The 223-nt window shown below is 61.9% G+C and carries 1 rRNA gene; it reads left to right on the forward strand.

Annotation, left to right across the window (positions count from 1 at the left end):
• Nucleotides 1-223, forward strand: a 23S ribosomal RNA gene (locus tag AC2CJA_RS27495); the annotation flags it as partial.

Below are 223 nucleotides of genomic sequence, written 5' to 3' on the forward strand. Positions count from 1 at the left end.
GAGGCCGCGATAGGCCCCGGGGAGCTGTCAACCGAGCTGTGATCCGGGGGTGTCCGAATGGGGAAACCCGGCAGTCGTCATGGGCTGTCACCCGCTGCTGAACACATAGGCAGTGTGGAGGGAACGCGGGGAAGTGAAACATCTCAGTACCCGCAGGAAGAGAAGACAACCGTGATTCCGGGAGTAGTGGCGAGCGAAACCGGATGAGGCCAAACCGGTCACG

This window comes from Streptomyces sp. ATLC9, from assembly GCF_057196705.1.